Raw genomic sequence first — 16,391 nt, forward strand, 5'->3', positions numbered from 1 at the left:
TTTTGCAGTGGTGTCAATTCGACGCGCCGTATCGTATGCTGTGCCGACTATGTTAAAGATGAGGTTGGCGGGGCCCCTGTTGCATACGGCGGAACGATCCCCCAGATTGCGGCTCCGGTCGGTTCCACTCTATGCAGCGCTTCTCAGCGGCGTTCTTGCCTCGGCGGTGCTCACTGCGGCGCCCGTTTCCGCTGCCGACCCGTACCCCTCCTGGGAAGACATCCAGCAGGCAAAGTCCTCCGAATCGGCCAAAGCCGCCGAAGCCGACAAGCTTGAAGGCCTGCTGACCGGACTGCGCGAGGAGGCAGGCAGTCTTGGCGATGCCGCCGTGACGGCCAGGAGCCGCTACAACGCGGCGAAGGACGCCCTGGCTGCCAGCGACAAGGAACTCGCCTCGCTTGCTGCGCAAAAGGAGGCAGCCGCGGGGCGCTCGGCAGAGTTGCTGCGCCAAGTCGCCGCCCTCGCAGCCCAGACCTACAAGACCGGGGGCGCGGCATCGGACAGCACAGCCTTGCTGCTGCTCGACCCCGAGGCCTCGGCTGATGCGCTCCACGGCGCGGACCTGATGGACCGGGTCTCGTCGCGGGCAGGGAACCTGTACGCCGAAGCCATGGCGGCGGAAAAAATTGCCGCCGGGCTGGGGGAACAGGAACAGCAGGCCCGGAACGTCCGAGCCGGGCTGGCCGCTGACGCAGAGCGGGCGCTGGACGACGCGGGAGCTTCCGCAGCCGCCGCCGGCAAGGCCGTGGAGGAAGAAGAAGCCCGGAAGTCTCAGCTGCTCGCCCAGCTGGCGGACCTGCACGGCAGTACTGCCGAGGCGGAGGAAGCACGGCTGCGGGGGATAGCGGCTGAAAAGGCATTTGCAGAGCAGCAGGCCGCAGCCGAGCGGGCGGCACGTGCCGCGGGATCCGGCCAGGCCGGTCAACCGGGTCAGCCGGGGAAGCCGGGGGCACCAATCCAACCGGCCGCCCCTGCTCCGGCGCCTGCACCCGTTCCGGCTCCCGCTCCAGCACCCGCTCCTGCCCCGGTTCAACCCGCGCCGGTTCAACCCGCGCCGGCGCCTGCCCCGGTACAGCCGGTGGACGATCCGGCCGGGGCACAGAACTACGCTGCGGGGCGTATGGGTGCCTACGGCTGGGACTCCAATGAGTTCCGCTGCCTGGTGAATCTTTGGAACCGGGAGTCGAATTGGCGTACGAGTGCGGATAACCCCTACAGCGACGCCTACGGTATCCCGCAGTCACTGCCCGGCAGCAAGATGGCCACCCACGGCGCCGACTGGCAAACGAACTACCGGACCCAGATCAACTGGGGCCTGGACTACATCAAGTCCCGCTACGGAACGCCGTGCGGGGCATGGGCCCACTCAGAGCGGGTCAACTGGTACTAGCCGCCTACCTGCTGCGGCCCACCACGCTACCTGCACCAAGTCAATAACGCCGTTACCGTTTTGAGACTTTTCCCAGAAAACTCCGATAGCGTCCTGCGCTTGTGACCTCATTAGACTCTTCGCGACGTGAACAGACCCGTATCCGGCGAGCCCTGCGGCGACGCCGGCGGCTTGGCTTCGGTGCGGCAACAGCGGCCGGCTCCCTGGCGGTTCTGGGGATTTCCGGAACTGTCCTTGGCACCGCAGGGGGCACGATGCGGGCCGCCGCTGGTATCCAGCTGGTGAACCTTGCCGGGCCGCTGGTCGCCAACGATGCGGCGGGATCCGGTGAGGCAGCCAAAGATGAGGCGTCCAACGATGCGGCGGCAGAAGCGGCGCGGCCGGAGGATGGCCGCGGCGGTGACATTGCGCCGGACCCGGCCGCCGGGGGAGCAGCCACCAACGCTCCCGGTCCGGAACCGGAGGCCGGAGCTGAAGGGGAGCTGAGCGTCATGGCAATGCCGACGGCGGAGGAGGAGCAGCGGAAGGCAGCAGCTGAGGCTCAAGCGCAGCAGGCTGCCCAGGAGGCCGCCGCCCGTGCCGCGGTGCCCGTGGACGATCCCGCCGCAGCAAAGGCCTACGCCGCGTCGGCCTTGCCGGCCCGGGGCTGGGACGCCTCCCAGCTGACCTGCCTGGACAAGTTGTGGACCAAGGAGTCGGAGTGGCTGACCAGCGCAGTCAACCCCAGCAGCGGTGCCTACGGCATTGCGCAGTCCCTGCCCGCCGGGAAGATGGCACTGTCCGGGGACGATTGGAACGTCAACTACCAGACCCAGATCAACTGGGGGCTGGAGTACATCTCCTCCCGGTACGGGACTCCCTGCAGCGCACTCACTTTCCATTACGCAAATAACTGGTACTAGGGATAACTGGCACGGGGAAAATTGCCGCGGGGCATACCGGGCGCCACCGCTGTTCGACGTAACCTAGGAGGGTGAGTTTGACTGTTTCCTCTCCTGCCCCCGCGGCCCCTGCTGTGCAGCCCCGAACCTATGAGGTGCGCACCTTCGGCTGCCAGATGAACGTGCATGACTCGGAGCGTATTTCAGGGCTGCTGGAAGGCGCCGGTCTGGTGCCGTCCGACGGCGAACTGGCCGACGTCGTCGTGTTCAATACCTGTGCGGTGCGGGAGAACGCGGACAACAAGCTGTACGGCAACCTCGGCCTGCTCGCGCCGGTCAAGGAGAAACGGCCCGGAATGCAGATTGCCGTTGGCGGCTGCCTGGCCCAGAAGGACCGGGACACCATCCTGCGGAAGGCACCCTGGGTGGACGCAGTCTTCGGCACCCACAACATCGGCTCGCTGCCCGCCCTGCTGGAACGGGCACGGCACAATGCCACAGCCGAACTGGAAATCCTCGAATCACTGGATGTCTTTCCCTCCACCCTGCCCACCAAACGGGACTCCGTGTATTCGGGCTGGGTCTCCATCTCCGTGGGCTGCAACAACACCTGCACCTTCTGCATCGTGCCCTCGCTGCGCGGCAAGGAACGGGACCGGCGGCCGGGGGAGATCCTGGCCGAAATCCGCGCCCTGGTGGACGACGGCGCCATCGAAGTCACGCTGCTGGGCCAGAATGTGAACTCCTACGGGGTGGAATTCGGCGACCGCGGGGCCTTCGCGAAGCTGCTGCGTGCCTGCGGAGACATCGAAGGGCTGGAACGTGTCCGGTTCACCAGCCCGCACCCCGCCGCATTTACCGACGACGTCATTGAAGCCATGGCCGAGACCCCCAACGTGATGCCGCAGCTGCACATGCCGCTGCAGTCCGGTTCGGACAAGGTCCTCAAGGACATGCGCCGCTCCTACCGCTCGAAGAAGTTCCTGGGCATCCTGGACCGGGTCCGGGAACGGATGCCGCACGCCGCCATTTCCACGGACATCATCGTGGGATTCCCGGGGGAGACGGAGGCGGACTTCTGCGCCACGCTCGACGTCGTCGAGCAGTCCCGTTTCGCGAACGCCTTCACCTTCCAGTACTCGAAGCGCCCGGGCACCCCGGCGGCCGAGCTTGCCGACCAGCTGCCCAAGGCTGTGGTGCAGGAACGGTATGAGCGCCTCACCGCACTGCAGGACCGGATTGCCGCAGAAGAAAACGCCAAGCAGATAGGCACCACGGTCGAGGTGATGGTCACTGCCGCGTCCGGCCGCAAGTCCGGTGAAACCGGGCGGCTCTCCGGACGTGCCCGGGACCAGCGCCTGGTGCATTTCTCGGTGCCCGACGGCGCGCCGGTGCCGCGCCCGGGTGACCTGGTGACCGTGCCCGTTACGGCTGCGGCTGCTTTCCATCTGATCTCCGACCCTGCCGGTCCGGCCGATTACTCCCTGCGGCGCTCACGGGCGGGCGATGCCTGGGACCGGTCGCTGGCCGAATCCTGCGGTGTGCCCGCCGGACCGGCAGCAGCCCGCAGCGGTGTGTCCCTGGGTATGCCGGCCCTGCCCCCGCGTTCCTGATGCACGTGAACCCTTCCGAAGCCGGCCGCGGAACCCCTGCAGTGCCTGACCTGGGCGGCACCGGACGCTCCGCCGCTGAACGTCCCGTGATCGCCGTCGTCGGCCCCACCGGCTCCGGTAAGTCCGATCTGGGTGTTGCCCTCGCGCTGGAACTCGGCGGGGAGGTGATCAATGCGGATTCGATGCAGTTCTACCGGGGCATGGATATCGGCACCGCGAAGATTACCCTCGCCGAGCGGCGCGGTGTGCCGCACCACCTGCTGGACATCCTGGATGTCACCGACGAGGCCAGCGTGTCGGCGTTCCAGGGCTCCGCGCGTGCCCTGATCGAAGAGATCCGGGGACGGGGAAACTTCCCTATCCTGGTGGGCGGTTCCGGCCTGTACGTCCGGGCTGCCCTGGATGTCCTTGAATTCCCGGGTACCGATCCCACTGTCCGTGCCGGCATCGAGGCCGAGCTGGAGGTCCGGGGCCTGCCGGCCCTGCAGGCGAGGCTCCGGGACGCGGACCCGGTGTCCGCCGAGCGGATCTCCGATGCCCGCCGGGTGGTGCGCGCCCTGGAAGTGTTTGAGCTGACCGGACGCCCGTTCAGTTCCTTCATGCCCGTGCGGGAGTATGTTTCCCCCGCCGTGCAGATTGGCCTGAGCGTGGAGCGGCCGGTGCTGCACGAGCGCCTGGCGCGCCGGGTGGACGCGATGGTGGACGCAGGGCTGCTGGAGGAGGTCCGGCGGCTGGAGCCGGCCGGGCTGCGGACAGGCCGCACGGCATCGCGTGCCCTCGGCTACGCCCAGTTCCTGGCCGTCCTGGACGGGAAAGCCACCACGGCGGAGGCCGCCGAGGCCACTGTGATCGCAACCCGCCAGTTCGCCCGGCGGCAGCTGACCTGGTTCCGTGCCGATCCCCGGATCACCTGGTTGGACCATAACGACCCCGACCTCCTCAGCCATGCGGCGGCAGCCGTCCGGGCAGCGTGCCGGCCCAGTATCCTTGATAGGTGACCAACACTTCTGCCGTCTCCGCTGCTTCCCTGTCCGCCTCCGGCTTTCCCGCCTCCCTGTCCGGACTGCCCTTTGCGAAGGGACACGGCACCGGCAACGACTTTGTGCTGGTAGCCGATCCCGGGGGTACCCGTGAATTGTCCGCCGGAGACGTCGCTGCTGTCTGCGACCGGCACCGCGGCGTAGGTGCCGACGGTTTCATCCGCGCCGTCCGCTCCGAGCATGTCCCCGAAGGCCGCGCCCTGCTGCAGACGGCCCCCGAGGCGGAATGGTTTATGGACTACCGCAACTCGGACGGCAGCGTCTCGGAGATGTGCGGCAACGGAGTCCGTGTGTTTGTGCACTTCCTGCTGGCCGAGAATCTGGTGGAACTGGCGGAGGGCGCAAGCCTGGTCATCGGCACCCGCGCCGGCCTCAAGACCGTCACCCGGACGGCCGGCGGCTACGCGGTGGACATGGGCCCCTGGGAGTTCATCTACCCCGACCACGCGGCGGCCAAATCCATGGATACCGTCGTGGACGCGGACGGGCTCGAAGTTCCCCGGCCCGGCCTCTCGGTCAGCATGGGCAACCCGCACACCGTGGTGGCCCTTGCCGAACTGAAGGAACTCGCAGCGACCAATCTGGCCAAGGCACCGTCGGTGCAGCCCGAGCCCGCCAACGGAACCAACGTGGAGTTTGTGGTGCCCGCCGAGCCGCTCGTGGAAGACGGCGTGGGACTGGTGACCATGCGCGTGCACGAGCGCGGTGTGGGTGAAACCCTGTCCTGCGGGACGGGCGCCTGCGCCGCCGCCGTCGCCACCCGGTTCTGGGCCGGACCGGAAGCACCGGATGCGTGGGCCGTGACCGTACCGGGCGGCGTCGTCGGCGTCCGTTTCCTTACCGGTCCCGAGGGGCGCGAGCACGTGGAACTGAGCGGTCCCGCCGTGCTCGTGGCACGCGGAGTCCTGCTCTAGGCGCTGCGCTCCACCTTCAGGATCCGGAAGGACTTGGAAGTGCTGTGCCGCGAGACAGCGAAGCCGGCAGGAAGCGTTTCCGCCAGCCAGCGCTGCAGGGAGTCGGCACCGAGATTCTTCTGCACCACCATCCACGCCGTACCTCCCGGGGCCAGCCGGGGGAGCCAGAGCAGCAGCAGGGCATGCAGCTCCTCCTTGCCGATCCGGATAGGCGGATTGGACCAGATGGTGTCAAAGCGCACTTCCGGATCCACCTCCCCGGGCAGGGCGGCTTTGATGTTCGTGCAGCCCAGCGCGGCGGCGTTGTCGCGGGTCAGCGCGAGGGAGCGCTCGTTAACGTCGACGGCGTAAACCCGTGCGGCCGGGGACTTCAGTGCCAGAGTCAGCGCAATGGGACCCCAGCCGCACCCGATGTCCAGGAAGTTGCCCGTCTGCGGCGGGGCGGGGACCTCCTCCAGCAGCACAGCGGTGCCCTTATCGATTCCGCCTGGGCTGAAGATTCCGCCCGCGGTCTGCAGCGTCCGTTCGGTCCCGTTAAGGCTGACGCGCAGCGGCCTGCGGACCTCGGGTCCGGACGGAGTGGAAGAGAAATAGTGGTCTGAACCCATAACAGTCCAGATTAGTCGTTCAAGGCTCCCGGCATGGAATTTATGGGCCGCCACCCGGGTTGTAGAAGACGGTGGGCGTGGCAGGCATCCATTGCGGAGAAGGTTGTTTCTCCCCGAAAATGTCAGTCACTGGCCTACCATGGAAGTACGTCCTCATAAGGAGAATATGACCATCCACAACCCCCGTGCCACGAGTTCTGACCAGAATTCCACCCCGGAACTGAGCCCTTCGGACATCCAAGGGGTCATCGACAGGATTCTCGCCAAGGACACCGCGGTCGAAACCAAGACCGCCGCTGCCGGCGACCAGACGCGCGGGCGCGCTCTGGCACTATCCGACGACGACAACGGGCACTCCGCCCACGACGGCGAGCAGCAGGACCTGGAAGAACGCCGCGCACTGCGCCGCGTTGCAGGCCTCTCCACGGAACTCGAGGACGTCACCGAGGTTGAATACCGCCAGCTGCGGCTGGAGCGGGTTGTCCTCGCCGGACTCTGGAGCGAAGGCACTTCCGCCGACGCGGAGAACTCCTTGAAGGAACTCGCCGCCCTGGCGGAGACCGCGGGCTCGGAAGTCCTCGACGGAATCATCCAGCGCCGCCAGAAGCCGGACCCCGGCACCTTCCTCGGCTCCGGCAAGGCCCAGGAACTCAAAGAGATCGTGATGGCCACCGGAGCGGACACTGTCATCGTGGACAGCGAACTGGCTCCGTCCCAGCGCCGCGGGCTGGAAGACATCGTCAAGGTCAAGGTCATCGACCGGACGGCACTCATCCTGGACATCTTCGCCCAGCACGCCAAGTCCCGCGAGGGCAAGGCCCAGGTCGAGCTGGCCCAGCTGGAATACCTCCTTCCGCGCCTGCGCGGCTGGGGTGAATCCATGTCCCGCCAGGCAGGCGGCCAGGTCGGCAGCGCCAGCGCAGGTATGGGTTCGCGCGGTCCCGGTGAAACGAAGATCGAACTGGACCGCCGGAAGATCCGCACCCGGATGGCGAAACTGCGCCGCGAAATTGCGGCCATGAAACCGGCACGCGAAACCAAGCGGGCCAACCGCCACCGCAACTCCGTGCCCTCGGTAGCCATCGCCGGCTACACCAACGCGGGCAAGTCCTCGCTGCTCAACCGGCTCACCGATGCCGGCGTGCTGGTGGAGAATGCCCTCTTTGCCACCCTGGATCCCACCATCCGCAAGGCCCAGACCGAAGACGGCATTGGCTACACGCTGGCGGACACCGTCGGCTTTGTCCGGTCGCTGCCCACCCAGCTGGTCGAAGCCTTCCGGTCGACGCTGGAGGAAGTGGCCGACGCAGACCTCATCCTGCACGTGGTTGATGCCTCGCATCCGGACCCGGAGGGCCAGATTGCGGCCGTCCGTACGGTCCTGGCCGAGGTGGACGCCCGCAAGGTCCCCGAAATCATCGTGCTGAACAAGGCCGACGCCGCTGATCCGTTCGTCCTGGAACGGCTGCGTCAGCGCGAGTCCCGGCACGTAGTGGTTTCCGCCCGCACCGGTGAAGGCATCCCCGAGCTGATGCAGGCGATTTCCGAGGGGATTCCGCGCCCGGGTGTCGACCTTGAATTGCTGGTGCCCTACGAGCGCGGCGACGTTGTCTCCCGGCTTCACCAGCAGGACGCCGAAATCCTCGCCCTGGAACACGGCGAGGAGGGCACCCGGCTGCATGTGAAGGTCCGTGAAGGACTGGCAGCGGAGCTGGAGCCGTTCGTGGCCCATGGGTAGGAAAGGCACGCAGGGGCCGGAGCAGGTCCTGGAACTGCTCGACACCGCGGTGTCGGCCATGGGCGGGCAAAACCGCCCGGGCCAGCACGAGATGGCCCGGCAGGTGGCTGAGGCCATCGAGTCCGGCGACCACCTGCTGGTACAGGCGGGCACCGGTACCGGTAAGTCCCTGGCGTACCTCATTCCGTTGATTGCCCATGCCCTAGAGAGCGACAAGCCGGCCCTGGTCTCGACCGCGACCCTCGCCCTGCAGGCCCAGATTGTGGGGCGTGACCTTCCGCGCCTGCTGAAGACCCTCGAGCCGCAGCTTCCGCGGGAGGTTGATGTGGCGCTGCTCAAAGGCCGCAGCAATTACGTCTGCCTGCACAAGACCGGCGGCGGCTTCCCCGAAGAAGATGAAGCCGGGACGCTGTTTATGATGGGCGGCGAGCAGGCCGTCACGCACCCGGTACCGGCCGGCGGGCCCACCTCGGCGCTGGGGCGCGACGTCGTCCGCCTGCAGGAATGGGCGCAGGAGACCGAAACCGGTGACCGGGATGAGCTGCTGCCCGGTGTCAGCGACCGTGCCTGGCGCCAGGTGTCCGTCACCTCCATGGAATGCCTGGGCGCGCAAAAGTGCCCGGTGGCGGATTTGTGCTTCAGCGAACGTGCCCGGGCCAAGGCCGCCGAGGCCGACCTGGTCATCACGAACCACGCCATGCTGGCCATCAGTGCCTTTGAAGGACTCGCTGTCCTGCCCGATTACGACGTGGTGGTGATTGACGAGGCCCACGAACTGCAGGACCGCGTCACCGGTGCCGTCACCGGGCAGCTCTCCGGAACCATCATCTCCGCCGCCGTCTCGGCCGCACGCAAGCACACCTCCGCCACGATGGAGCCCCTGGCTGCAGCGGGCCGGGCGTTCGACCAGGTCTTTGCCCCGGTTCCCTCCGGCCTGCTGGCCGCCGGGTTGTCCGAAGACCAGGAACTGGTGCTGGGCCAGGTCCGCGAAGCGTGCCGCACGGCCCTGTCGGATTCCAAGCCGGAAGGTTCGGACAGCGTGGACGGCGGGCGGCAGATGGCCCGTTCCCGGCTCATGGCGGTTCTGGAACTGTGCGAACGCGTCCTCGACGCCGTGAACTCGGGTGAGGTGCTCTGGGCCTCGCGCGCAAGCACCTTCACACCCGGAGCCGGCTACACAGCTCCGGAGGAAGATGCACCACCCACCCTCAACGTGGCACCGCTGTCCGTGGCCGGACGGCTGCGTGAAGGCCTCTTCGACGGGCACACCGTAGTGCTGACGTCGGCCACACTGGCCATCGGCGCGGAGTTCGGCCCGGTGGCCGGAGCCCTGGGGCTGCTGGGTGCCGGTGCACCCAAATGGACCGGCACCGACGTCGGCAGTCCATTCGACTATCCCCGACAGGGTGTCCTGTATGTGGCCAAGGACCTGCCGAAGCCGGGGCGCGGCACGTCCCCGCAGCAGCTGGACGAGCTGGAGGCGCTGATCACGGCCTCCGGCGGGGGAGCACTGGGCTTGTTCTCCTCCCGCCGCGCCGCCGAAGAAGCGGCGGAAGCCATGCGCAAACGCGTGGACTTCCCGATCCTCTGCCAGGGGGAGTCCACCATGTCCGCCCTGGTGCAGCAGTTCGCCGACGACGACGAAACGTGCCTGTTCGGCACCATGTCCCTGTGGCAGGGAGTGGACGTTCCCGGTGCTTCCTGCCGGTTGGTGATCATGGACCGGATTCCGTTCCCGCGCCCTGATGATCCGTTGATGACCGCGCGGACGCGGGCCGTGGCCAAAGCGGGTGGGAACGGCTTTATGAGCGTTTCAGCCACCCATGCCGCGGTCCGCCTGGCCCAGGGAGCTGGACGCCTGATCCGGGCGTCCGGGGATAAGGGCGTAGTCGCGGTGCTCGACTCACGCCTGGCGACGGAACGGTACGGAAGCTTCCTGCGGGCAGCGCTGCCGCCCTTCTGGGCGACTACTGACCGTTCCGTGGTGCTGAAGGCGCTGCAGCGGCTTGCCGCGGAACCGGCAGGCGCGGGGAAGTAGAAACGCAAAAAGCAGCGCCGCCGGAGACCGGCGGCGCTGCTTTTGAGTTGTCCTCCTAGGTGGCCGCGTCCTCTTGAACGAACGCCTAGAGCGAACGCATGACGCTGACAACCTTGCCCATGATGGTGGCTTCGTCACCGAGGATGGGTTCGTAGCGGGTGTTCTGCGGCAGCAGCCAGGTGTGTCCATTACGCTGCCGGAACGTCTTCACGGTGGCCTCATCTTCGAGGAGTGCGGCAACAATGTCGCCGTTTTCGGCGGTGGGCTGACGGCGCACCACCACCCAGTCCCCGTCGCAGATGGCGGCATCCACCATGGAGTCTCCGGCGACCCGGAGCATAAAAAGATCACCGTGTCCGACCAGCTGGCGCGGAAGGGGAACCACCTCTTCAACCTGCTGGTCCGCAAGGATAGGACCGCCGGCGGCGATGCGTCCCACCAGCGGCACCATGGCCGTGTCGATGGCGGTGGTGAGGTCGGGAACGCTCTGCGAACCCGCAGAGCGGTTGGCACCGTCCATGCGGGACACGGAGCCGTCCTTTGACGCAGCCTTACCGCCGGTGCCGGCGCTGTCTGCCGTGTCGGCGCCTCCCCGGCGCGGGGAGCCGTCACGGAGCAGGAGCGGAACCAGGATCTCCATGGCGCGCGGGCGCTTGGGATCGCGGCGGATGTAGCCGAGCTTTTCCAGCTGGCTCAGCTGGTGGGTGACGCTCGACAGGCTGGCCAGCCCAACGATGTCGCCGATTTCCCGCATTGACGGGGGATAACCGTTGGTATTCACCGAGCGCTGGATGGTCTCCAGGATCTTGGTCTGCCGGGCAGTGAGGCCCTTGGTGCGCCCCGCCGGCGCGGGCGCGGCAGAGGAGGGGGTGCTGCCATTGGTAACACGGGCCACGTCGGCTTCCCTTCACAGTCGGCCTGCGGATGCGGGCCGGATGGTTCTAGCGGTGTATCTGGGTCTGTGCTGCTGAGATGCTGTGCTGCTGCTGCGCTGCTGATGTTCGCTGCAGCTGGGTTTTGCTGTTCTGTCCTGCTGACTTTGGCGTGCCGGCCCCCGCCTGCCAAAGAATCGCCGAGCCGTTTTGTCAGTGGCGGATGGTTAGTTGATGTCAGCCGCTTCCTGCAGGTTCAACGCTAAGGGAGTGCAGAAGATTTTTCAAACATATATTCGAGCGAGTCTCGACAATGTTCGTAGATAAGTGCTAGAAATGTTCGAGTACACGTTAGAACGTATGTTCGACTACGGCCCGCCGACACCTCGTCGGGCTCACCAGATGTTCGAATGCAGTTTCGAGCCACAGTATTTTCCCGGTGCTCTTGCGGGAGATGCGGGGGACCGGCATTGCTGCTTTTCGGACCGGAAAGGTATTGACATGTCAGTACACGTACTTCCCTTTGCATCCGCACACAGCCACGCTCCTGCCCGCAATCATGCTGCTGCCCGCAGCCTTGCTCCTGCTGCATCCGCTGAATCCGCGCCGCTCCGCCTCACCCGCCGCGGCCGCCTGATCCTGGTCGGTGCACCCCTGATGCTCGCAGCCGCTGCCCTGCTGGCTTTCCTGGGCTTCTTCACTGCGCCCGCCATGGCCTCCGGCGGCTCCCCGGAGCAGACCCGCACCATCCAGGTGGGCGTCTCAGCAGGCGACTCTCTGTGGTCCCTTGCCACGGAGTTCGCCCCGGACCGTGACCCCCGCACCGTGGTGGCTGACATTGTGGAACTGAACAACCTGGACAACGCCACCGTTCCGGCCGGCCGCCAGCTGTACATCCCCGTTTCCCGCTGACCTTCGCCCCCTATGACGTTTTCCGGCGGTCTGCAGGACCCGGATGCAGCTCCCCGGGCAGGGCGTCCTAAGCTGTAGGGGTGAATGAACAGCTGGAAAACCTGAACCGACTTCCCCTGCGAGACGATCTGCGCGGCCTCACCCCTTACGGTGCCCCGCAGCTGGATGTGCCGGTTCTGCTGAACGTGAACGAAAATACCCATGGACTTCCGGATCATGTGCGCCGGGCCATTCTGGCGGAGATTGAATCCGTCGTTTCCGGCCTGAACCGGTATCCGGACCGGGAATTCACCGAGCTGCGGGAAAACCTGGCCAAATACCTCGGCCACGGACTGACGGCCGGGAATATCTGGGCCGGCAACGGTTCCAATGAAGTGCTGCAGCAGATCCTGCAGGCCTTCGGCGGTCCCGGCCGGACCGCCATGAGTTTCCCGCCCACCTACTCGATGTATCCGCTGCTCTCCAGCGGCACCGGCACCGCCTACGTCACCGGAACCCGGGAAGCGGACTTTTCCCTGACCCCCGAATCTGCCGCGGAGCAGATCCGGGCGCAGGCACCGCACATCATCATCCTGTGCACCCCGAACAACCCGACAGGCACTGCCCTGGGTCTGGACGTCATCGAAGCCGCCTACGAGGCCGGCCGGGCGTCCAATGCAATCGTGGTGGTGGATGAGGCGTACGCGGAGTTCTCCCACGCGGATACCCCCAGTGCCCTGCAGCTTCTGCCCGGACGGGAACGGCTGATCGTTTCCCGCACCATGTCCAAGGCGTTCGCCCTGGCCGGAGCCCGCATCGGTTACCTGGCTGCCGCCCCGCAGATTACCGACGCACTGCGCCTGGTCCGGCTGCCCTACCACCTGTCCGCCATCACACAGGCCACGGCCAACGCCGCCCTCACGCATTCCGATGCTCTCCTCGCGAACGTCGAGGACATCAAAGGCCAGCGGGACCGGATCGTGGAGGAGCTCCGCGGTCTGGGACTCTCCCCGGCCCCCTCGGATGCAAACTTTGTGCTGTTCGGCGGGATGGAGAACCCCCGCGCCGTATGGGAAGGCCTGCTCGAATCCGGAGTGCTGGTCCGGGACATCGGTATTGAAGGCCATCTGCGCGTCACCGCCGGTACCGAAGCCGAGACAACGGCGTTCCTGGACCGGCTGCGGGAACTGCTTTCAGCCTGAGTATCCGGACGCGCCCGTGTACGGGAAAACCTGTCCAATGCCGGACGTTTCGGGGAGTCCGTACGTTCGGGACTAAACTGATGTCCTGCCGGAGCTTTGCCTATTGCCCCGGCCCCAACCTTCGTGAAGGAACCCCATGACCGTGGAGACCGCCACCGGACGCACCGCCCGCCTCGAGCGGACCACCAGCGAGTCGTCCGTCGTCGTCGAGCTGGACCTGGACGGCACCGGCCGCGCCGACATCAGCACGTCCGTACCGTTCTACGACCACATGCTGACCGCGCTGGCCAAGCACTCACTGATGGACCTCACGGTCCGGGCCACCGGCGATACCCACATCGACGTCCACCACACGGTGGAGGACATTGCCATCACCCTCGGCGAGGCCCTGAAGGTTGCCCTGGGCAGCAAGGCCGGCATCCGGCGGTTCGGCGAAGCCACCGTACCCCTGGACGAGGCACTGGCCAACGCCGTCGTCGACATTTCCGGGCGCCCGTACCTGGTGCACACCGGGGAGCCCGCGGGCCAGGAGTACCACCTCATCGGGGGACACTTCACCGGATCGCTCACCCGGCACGTCTTTGAGGCCATCGCTTTGCATGCCCAGATCTGCCTGCACATGCGGGTCCTGGGCGGGCGCGATCCGCACCACATCGTCGAGGCCCAGTTCAAGGCCTTCGCCCGCGCACTGCGTGCGGCCGTCGAGTCCGATCCGCGCGTTGAGGGCATCCCCTCGACGAAGGGAGCACTGTGAGTCCCCGTAACGTCACCGTTCTGGACTATGGTTCCGGCAACATCCGTTCGGCCGTGCGTGCCCTGGAGCACGCCGGCGCCAACGTCACCCTCAGCGCCAAACCCGATGACGTGCTGAACGCCGATGGCCTGGTGGTGCCCGGCGTCGGAGCCTTCGCTGCGGTAATGCAGGGCCTGAAGGATGTTGACGCCATCCGCATGATCGGGCGCCGCGTAGCCGGCGGCCGGCCGGTGCTCGGTATCTGCGTGGGCCTGCAGGTCCTCTTCGATGAAGGAGTGGAACACGGCGTCCGGACCAAGGGCATGGGCGAATGGCCCGGAGTGGTCGAACGCCTGGCCGCCGACGTCGTCCCGCACATGGGCTGGAACACCGTCACGCCGCCGGAGGGTTCGGCCCTGTTCGAGGGCATCGAGGACCAGCGCTTTTACTTTGTGCACAGCTACGGCGTGCAGAAGTGGGATTTCGATGTCACGCAGCCGGCCATGCGCCCGCCGCAGGTGACCTGGGCCGACCACGGCGGACCGTTTATCGCCGCCGTGGAGAACGGTGCGCTGTCGGCCACCCAGTTCCACCCGGAAAAATCGGGGGATGCCGGCGCGGCATTGCTCAACAACTGGCTGAAGACCCTGGGTTAGGCGCCGATATGTGGAGCGTTGTCCTTATGGGCCTGGCCGGGCTGCTGATCGGCGGAGCAGTGTCTTTCCGCAGCCAGGGAATGTCCAAAATCATCGTCATCAGTTTCTGGGTCCTGGCCGGAATGGCCCTGCTGGGCGCCTATCTGCTGACCCTCGACCTGTCCTGACCCCACCATCGAAAGCATCCTGATGTCCCTCCTCGAAACTCCCGTCCTTGAACTCCTGCCCGCCGTGGATGTTGCAGACGGCCAAGCCGTGCGCCTCGTGCAGGGTGAAGCAGGCAGCGAGACCAGCTACGGCGATCCGCTGGACGCGGCCCTGGCCTGGCAGAACGACGGTGCCGAGTGGGTGCATCTGGTGGACCTCGACGCGGCCTTCGGGCGCGGCTCGAACCTGGACCTGCTCAGCCGCGTGGTGAAGTCCCTGGACATCAAGGTGGAACTCTCCGGCGGCATCCGCGACGACGAGTCCCTGGAGAAGGCACTGGAGCTGGGTGCGGCGCGGGTCAACCTGGGCACCGCAGCACTGGAAAATCCCGGCTGGACTGCCAGTGCCATCGCCCGCTACGGCCATGCGATCGCCGTCGGCCTCGACGTGCGCGGCACCACCCTCGCGGCCCGCGGCTGGACCCAGGAAGGCGGCGATCTCTGGGAGGTCCTGGCCCGGTTGGAAGAAGCCGGCTGCCCGCGCTACGTGGTCACCGATGTCACCAAGGACGGCACGCTGCGCGGACCCAACCTGAACCTGCTGCGCGAGGTGCTCAAGCGCACCGACCGGCCCGTGGTCGCTTCCGGCGGCATCTCCAGCCTCGATGACCTGGCAGCACTGCGGGAACTGGTGCCGCTGGGACTTGAGGGCACCATCGTGGGCAAGGCGCTCTACGCCGGTGCCTTCACGCTGCCCCAGGCCCTCGACGTCGCCGGGCACCCGGCCCGCTGAGCATGGCGGCTCGTGAACTTCCCGGCCACATCGCCGCTGCGCTTGCCGGAGCCGGTGGCGCCGTTGATTCCGCCGGCCGTCCCTGGTCCGGCCGGGATCTTGCGGGCGACGGGAACCCGCTGCACAACTTCGACGCCGATGACGGGCTGGCCGACGCAGGCTATACCGAAGCGCTGAAGAACCTGATCGCCGGAAGCGGCACCGAAGCGGACGTCGTGGCTTCGCTGGCCACTGCCCGTGTCTTTGTGCCCATCGTCGCTGTCCTCGGGGAGGAAGCCGAATCGGAGCACGGCCTCACCGCCGATAAGCAGGCCGACATGGCGCTGGTATCGCTGACCGCCCCGGACGGCCGTAAGGCACTCCCGGTCTTTACCTCGGTGGCAGCCCTGGAACACTGGCATCCCGAAGCGCGGCCCGTTGCCGTCTACACCGCCCGTGCAGCACTGTCCGCCGTCGCCGAGGATGCCCAGCTGCTGGTCATTGACCCCGGCGCGGAATTCACCTTCGTGGTGCGCCGCCCCGCCATGTGGGCCCTCGCCCAGCAGCGGAAGTGGGTGCCCTCCTATGCCGACGCGGAATTGGTATCCATGGCCGAAACGGCAGCGGCGCCGGACCGGCGGATCCTGGCCGTAACACTCCAGCAGGGGCAGGGAACGGCGTCCCGGACCGCGGCCGGCGCTCCCGTGGCCGGGGGAGGGGCAGGCCCTGAGCTTAGAATGGTGCTTCAGCTTGCGCCCGGACTCGATCCGCAGGACGTCTCCGCCCTCGCGGCCGGCCTGCAGCAGCGCCTGACTGCCAACCCCGAGTTTGTTGAGCGCGTGGATTCACTGGACCTGAAAATCACCCGCTGACCCGTCCGGCGCAGCCCGCCAGAAG

General features: G+C 67.0%; 16 protein-coding genes. 14 read left to right on the top strand and 2 right to left on the bottom strand.

Translation table 11 applies throughout. The annotated features are described in order from the left end of the window. Nucleotides 1-166: 166 nt before the first annotated feature. The 5 genes from QNO10_RS04945 (at nucleotide 167) to dapF (ending at nucleotide 5,838) form a co-directional block, all read left to right on the top strand. Entirely contained in the window at nucleotides 167-1,390 is a 1,224-nt protein-coding gene (locus QNO10_RS04945; RefSeq protein WP_229950110.1) for a coiled-coil domain-containing protein, read from the top strand. Nucleotides 1,391-1,491: 101 nt separating this feature from the next. Further along, the gene (locus QNO10_RS04950) at nucleotides 1,492-2,292 is read left to right on the top strand and encodes an aggregation-promoting factor C-terminal-like domain-containing protein (RefSeq protein WP_229950112.1); all 801 of its coding nucleotides are present in this window, start codon (nucleotides 1,492-1,494) and stop codon (nucleotides 2,290-2,292) included. A gap of 71 nt (nucleotides 2,293-2,363) precedes the next feature. Beyond that, on the top strand, nucleotides 2,364-3,884 hold the full coding sequence (miaB, locus tag QNO10_RS04955) for a tRNA (N6-isopentenyl adenosine(37)-C2)-methylthiotransferase MiaB (protein WP_283995897.1): 1,521 nt from the start codon (nucleotides 2,364-2,366) through the stop codon (nucleotides 3,882-3,884). Then, the gene (gene miaA, locus QNO10_RS04960; protein WP_442860279.1) at nucleotides 3,884-4,882 is read left to right on the top strand and encodes a tRNA (adenosine(37)-N6)-dimethylallyltransferase MiaA; all 999 of its coding nucleotides are present in this window, start codon (nucleotides 3,884-3,886) and stop codon (nucleotides 4,880-4,882) included. Before miaB ends, miaA begins: the two co-directional genes overlap by 1 nt. Next, complete coding sequence (gene dapF / locus QNO10_RS04965) at nucleotides 4,879-5,838, top strand: diaminopimelate epimerase (RefSeq protein ID WP_229950114.1); 960 nt, start codon at nucleotides 4,879-4,881, stop codon at nucleotides 5,836-5,838. Before miaA ends, dapF begins: the two co-directional genes overlap by 4 nt. Here dapF and QNO10_RS04970 read toward each other — a convergent pair. Next, a complete protein-coding gene (locus QNO10_RS04970) occupies nucleotides 5,835-6,446 on the bottom strand; it encodes a class I SAM-dependent methyltransferase (protein ID WP_229950121.1) in 612 nt (203 codons plus the stop codon). The genes dapF and QNO10_RS04970 overlap by 4 nt on opposite strands. Nucleotides 6,447-6,612: 166 nt before the next feature. Here QNO10_RS04970 and hflX point away from each other — a divergent pair, with 166 nt between their 5' ends. Both hflX and QNO10_RS04980 read left to right on the top strand, forming a co-directional pair. Then, the gene (gene hflX, locus QNO10_RS04975; RefSeq protein WP_229950123.1) at nucleotides 6,613-8,184 is read left to right on the top strand and encodes a GTPase HflX; all 1,572 of its coding nucleotides are present in this window, start codon (nucleotides 6,613-6,615) and stop codon (nucleotides 8,182-8,184) included. Further along, nucleotides 8,177-10,222 (top strand): ATP-dependent DNA helicase, encoded by a 2,046-nt coding sequence (locus QNO10_RS04980; RefSeq protein WP_229950124.1) that lies wholly within the window; start codon nucleotides 8,177-8,179, stop codon nucleotides 10,220-10,222. The genes hflX and QNO10_RS04980 overlap by 8 nt, the downstream gene beginning before the upstream one ends. An 85-nt stretch (nucleotides 10,223-10,307) precedes the next feature. On the opposite strand, the gene lexA is transcribed toward QNO10_RS04980, so the two are convergent. Further along, nucleotides 10,308-11,117 carry a transcriptional repressor LexA gene (lexA, locus tag QNO10_RS04985; RefSeq protein ID WP_229950126.1) on the bottom strand — a complete coding sequence of 270 codons (810 nt, stop codon included), beginning with the start codon at nucleotides 11,115-11,117 and terminating at the stop codon, nucleotides 10,308-10,310. A 478-nt stretch (nucleotides 11,118-11,595) separates the two neighbouring features. Between lexA and QNO10_RS04990 the strand changes: the two genes are divergently transcribed. The 7 genes from QNO10_RS04990 to QNO10_RS05020 all read left to right on the top strand — a co-directional run bounded on the left by QNO10_RS04990 (nucleotide 11,596) and on the right by QNO10_RS05020 (nucleotide 16,366). Continuing rightward, on the top strand, nucleotides 11,596-12,006 hold the full coding sequence (locus QNO10_RS04990; protein WP_229950128.1) for a LysM peptidoglycan-binding domain-containing protein: 411 nt from the start codon (nucleotides 11,596-11,598) through the stop codon (nucleotides 12,004-12,006). Between the two features lie 80 nt (nucleotides 12,007-12,086). Beyond that, entirely contained in the window at nucleotides 12,087-13,187 is a 1,101-nt protein-coding gene (locus QNO10_RS04995) for a histidinol-phosphate transaminase (protein ID WP_229950130.1), read from the top strand. A gap of 136 nt (nucleotides 13,188-13,323) precedes the next feature. Next, on the top strand, nucleotides 13,324-13,941 hold the full coding sequence (hisB, locus tag QNO10_RS05000; protein ID WP_229950133.1) for an imidazoleglycerol-phosphate dehydratase HisB: 618 nt from the start codon (nucleotides 13,324-13,326) through the stop codon (nucleotides 13,939-13,941). Next, nucleotides 13,938-14,576, top strand: coding sequence for an imidazole glycerol phosphate synthase subunit HisH (hisH, locus tag QNO10_RS05005; protein ID WP_229950135.1), 639 nt, complete (start codon nucleotides 13,938-13,940; stop codon nucleotides 14,574-14,576). Before hisB ends, hisH begins: the two co-directional genes overlap by 4 nt. Before the next feature lie 8 nt (nucleotides 14,577-14,584). Beyond that, a complete protein-coding gene (locus tag QNO10_RS05010; RefSeq protein WP_229950136.1) occupies nucleotides 14,585-14,743 on the top strand; it encodes a CG2302 family histidine operon protein in 159 nt (52 codons plus the stop codon). Nucleotides 14,744-14,765: 22 nt separating this feature from the next. Continuing rightward, nucleotides 14,766-15,515, top strand: a complete 750-nt coding sequence (gene priA, locus QNO10_RS05015) for a bifunctional 1-(5-phosphoribosyl)-5-((5-phosphoribosylamino)methylideneamino)imidazole-4-carboxamide isomerase/phosphoribosylanthranilate isomerase PriA (RefSeq protein ID WP_229950137.1) — start codon at nucleotides 14,766-14,768, stop codon at nucleotides 15,513-15,515. A 2-nt stretch (nucleotides 15,516-15,517) separates the two neighbouring features. After that, nucleotides 15,518-16,366, top strand: coding sequence for an SseB family protein (locus QNO10_RS05020; RefSeq protein WP_229950138.1), 849 nt, complete (start codon nucleotides 15,518-15,520; stop codon nucleotides 16,364-16,366). Nucleotides 16,367-16,391 lie beyond the last annotated feature (25 nt).

The sequence above is a fragment of the Arthrobacter sp. zg-Y919 genome (assembly GCF_030142045.1).
GTDB lineage: Bacteria > Actinomycetota > Actinomycetes > Actinomycetales > Micrococcaceae > Arthrobacter_B.